Origin of the sequence: Salipiger sp. HF18 (genome assembly GCF_011806505.1) — a bacterium.
Taxonomy (GTDB): domain Bacteria; phylum Pseudomonadota; class Alphaproteobacteria; order Rhodobacterales; family Rhodobacteraceae; genus Salipiger; species Salipiger thiooxidans.
In genome coordinates, this window is sequence record NZ_JAATOS010000426.1 from 1 (window position 1) to 3,378 (window position 3,378).

Annotated in this window: 5 protein-coding genes; 2 read left to right on the top strand and 3 right to left on the bottom strand. The window is 68.6% G+C overall.

What is annotated here, in order from left to right; genetic code table 11:
* A partial coding sequence (locus HC022_RS21770) for an alpha/beta fold hydrolase (protein WP_167453802.1) occupies window positions 1-515 on the bottom strand: 515 nt, incomplete at its 3' end.
* Between the two features lie 140 nt (window positions 516-655).
* On the opposite strand from HC022_RS21770, the gene HC022_RS21775 reads away from it, so the two are divergent.
* Entirely contained in the window at window positions 656-1,030 is a 375-nt protein-coding gene (locus tag HC022_RS21775) for a hypothetical protein (RefSeq protein WP_254885221.1), read from the top strand.
* Between the two features lie 14 nt (window positions 1,031-1,044).
* Here the strand turns inward: HC022_RS21775 and HC022_RS21780 are convergent, their stop codons facing one another.
* Together HC022_RS21780 and HC022_RS21785 are read right to left on the bottom strand one after the other, a co-directional pair.
* Window positions 1,045-1,734 carry an NUDIX hydrolase gene (locus HC022_RS21780; protein WP_167453804.1) on the bottom strand — a complete coding sequence of 230 codons (690 nt, stop codon included), beginning with the start codon at window positions 1,732-1,734 and terminating at the stop codon, window positions 1,045-1,047.
* Between the two features lie 35 nt (window positions 1,735-1,769).
* Entirely contained in the window at window positions 1,770-2,231 is a 462-nt protein-coding gene (locus HC022_RS21785) for a DUF983 domain-containing protein (RefSeq protein ID WP_040383929.1), read from the bottom strand.
* A 321-nt stretch (window positions 2,232-2,552) separates the two neighbouring features.
* Here HC022_RS21785 and HC022_RS21790 point away from each other — a divergent pair, with 321 nt between their 5' ends.
* On the top strand, window positions 2,553-3,344 hold the full coding sequence (locus tag HC022_RS21790; protein WP_254885222.1) for an EF-hand domain-containing protein: 792 nt from the start codon (window positions 2,553-2,555) through the stop codon (window positions 3,342-3,344).
* Window positions 3,345-3,378: the final 34 nt, after the last annotated feature.

Here is a 3,378-nt window from a genome sequence, read left to right on the forward strand (position 1 = left end):
AGGTTCAGCTTCCAGCGTTTCTCGCGCAGGTCGAGCGACTGGGTGAAGAAGGCCTGCAGCGTCGGGTCCGGGACGTGCCGTGCGAGCTGGGCGCTGGCGTCCGAGCGTTTCTCGATGGCGTCGAGATCCACCGCCCGCATCGCCTCGATATGCTGCATCTGGGTGTGGCCATAGGCGACCGGTGCCACGTCGGCGACGATCAGCCGCTTGACCAGTTCCGGCCGGGTGAGCGCCAGCACCATCGAGGCCTTGCCGCCCATCGAATGCCCGAGCAGGTCGGCCTGCCCGCCGTTGGCCTCGATCACCTCGGCGATGTCGGCGGCCATGTCCTCGTAGCCGTGCAGGTCGTTCCACGGCGAGTCGCCGTGGTTGCGCTGGTCCACCGCGATCACCTGCCGCTCGTCCGACAGGCGCTTGGCGATGACGCCCCAGTTCCGGGCGGATCCGAAGAGCCCGTGAACGATGAGAAGCGGCGGTTGGTCGGTGGCGGAGCCGTGTGTGATCGTGTTCAGCATGACGCCAGACATAGGAGACGGCGGCGGCGAAGGGAATGGGGAGCGTGGCGCTTCTGCCGCGATCCGACGCGGATCGCTTGTTGGCGATGCGGCGGGGCTTGCGCGGCGGGGCGGCTTGCGCCGATCTGGGGATCATGTCGATGATCGCAACACATGACCTCTCCGGCGCGCTGCAGCGGCTCGAGAAGCTTTTCGAGGACAAGCTCGCGCTCAGCCGCGGCGGGTTCGAGAGCCGTGCCGCCCGGGCCAGGCGGGTGCTGCCCCGCAGGCTGCAGGGCGACCTCACCCGCGTGCTTGCCGCGCGGCGGGTCGAGGGCAACCCCAAGCTGTCGCGGATCACGGGAGACGCGGCGCTCGGCGCCTCGCTTGGACGGCTCGAGGCCTATCTCGGCAGCTACGACCGGGCGGACCGCCGCAAGGGCAGGGTGCTGTCGGTGCTGGCGGCGGTGATCCTCAACGCGGTCGTCATCTTCGCGCTGCTGATGGCGGTGCTGCTCTGGCGGGGCTTCGTCTAGGCGCCCGCACCGCGTCAGGGCATCGGCCGTCCGCGCAGTTGCAGGAACAGGCTCGCCTCGTCGTCATTGCGGAAGAACGGCACCGAGGCGGGCGGCGACGCGTCCCGCGCCCGTGCGGCGACCTCGGCCAGCACCACCTCGGTGATGAAGGGCATGTCGAAATGCCTGACCTTCTCGAGCGGGATCCACTGCAGGTGGCTGAGCTCGTCGCAGGCGGCCGAGAAATCGTCCGGGTCCGAGGCCAGCGCTGCCGCATCCGCGAGGAAGAAGCGCGCGTCGAAGCGGCGGGGGCGGCCCGGCGGGGTTATGGCGCGGAACACGAACTGCAGGCCCGAGGCGTCGGGCAACAGCCCGTTGTCCGCGAAGCCCTGCCAGTCGGCCGGCGGGTCGCGCCAGTCGCCCGGCGTGCCGAGCCGCAGCCCGGTCTCTTCCCAGAGTTCCCGAATCGCGGCTGCCGCCAGCGGGTGCGCCAGGCCGGCGGGCGAATCCTCGTCGATGCGCAGGCGGCAGAGTTCCGGCAGGGGACGGGCCAGCGGCACCGCGGCATCCGCCGCGTCGACGGCGCCGCCGGGGAAGACGAACTTGTTGGGCATAAAGGCCGCCTTGGCGCCGCGCTGTCCCATGAGGATGCGCGGGTTCGTGTCGCGGTCGCGCATCACGATCACCGTCGCCGCATCGCGGATCGCCGTCTTGTCGATGGTCATTCTTCCTCCTGCCCCGTCACCGGCGGGCGCGTCGATCAGCCGGATTGCGAGAACCCGTGCATCCGTCGCGCCCACTGGAATCCGACGATCGCGCCCTTGAGCCTTGGCAGAAGATAGAGGGACAGACCGATGCAGCCAATGGAGAATATGGTAATCAGGATAAGCGGTTCCGGACGCCACGTCACGAAGGAGATGTGCAGTGCCGGGGCCATGATGTGACCCACGATCAGGATCGTGAGATAGGCGGGGCCGTCGTCGGCGCGGTTGTGGAACAGCTCCTCGCGGCAGACCGGGCAATGGTCGCGCACCTTGAGGTAGCTGCGCATCAACGGGCCCTTGCCGCAATTCGGGCAGCGGCGACGGAACCCCTTCCAGATCGCGGGCCAGGTCTCGCGCTCGGGAAGGCGTTCTGCGGTGGTCGCCGGAGCTGCGTCGAGCGGCGCGTCCGCCGGGTCGGCAGAGCGGGGCATGTCGTGTGGCTGGTCGGTCTGCGTCATCGGTATGGTCTTTTGCGTCACGTGTGCATGTAGGTCGGTCATCGGCGCAACCTGCGCCATGGCGCCCCTGCCGCGGAAGTGCGCAACATGTCCTTGCGGCGCCATGTCGCAAACAGGGATACCACGTGCATCTTTGCAATGCGACCGGCGCAAGGCGGGTTTTCGCCCTGCAGTCTCCCCGACGCCGCGACGTGAGGGCGTTCTCGAGAGTTTTTTCGCACAGTGCCGACGGAAGTTCCGGACCGCGGCGTGAAAGCTACAGATCGGCGGCCACAGCGGGCGCCGACAGCAACGAAACAGGAGATCGCAGGAATGACACGCATGTCCAAACTTCTCATGGGTGCGGCCATTGCCGTGATGGGGACCGCAAGCCTCGCCATGGCCTTCCCGGGCGACAAGGGTCCGTCCGGCCAGTCCGGCCAGCGTGAGGGCCGTGGTCCGATGTTCGTCGAGATGTTCGACGAGCTCGACGCCAACGGCGACGGCAACGTGACGCGCGAGGAACTCGACGCGGCAGGGCCCGCTGCGGCCTTTGCCGAGGCCGACGCCAATGGCGATGGCGTGCTCGAGGCCGACGAACTGACCGCCTTCCGCGACATTCAGGAGCGGATGCGCGAAGAGCGTCGCCAGCAGCGCATGGTCAAGCGCCTCGACACCGACGGCGACGGCAAGCTGAGCCTCGAGGAAATCAAGGCCGGCCAGCGCGGCGGTGCAGAGCGCATGTTCGACCGGCTCGATGCCGATGGCGACGGCTCGGTCAACCGCGACACCGTGGCCCTGCTGCAGAAGCAGATGCAGGAGCGTCACCAGATGATGCAGAACGGCCGCGGCGGCCCGGACGGGAAGGGGCGCCAGCAGGGCTTTGAGAAGCACCATGGCCAGAAGGGCGAATTCGGCCGACATGACGGCCGGCAGGGCCCGATGCACTGGGGCCAGCAGGACGGTCCGCGCGGCCACGAGCGCTTTGGCCAGAATGATGGCCCGCGCGGCATGAACGGCAACGGTATGCAGGGCAACGGCATGAACGGCAACGGTGGCCCGCAGCAGGGTGGCCAGGGCCGGATGATGCAGCAACAGGCACCGCAGGCGAACCAGCCCGAGGTGCAGCAGTAAGCCGTTCATGGCGCCGGGCGGCGTCTTGCCGCCG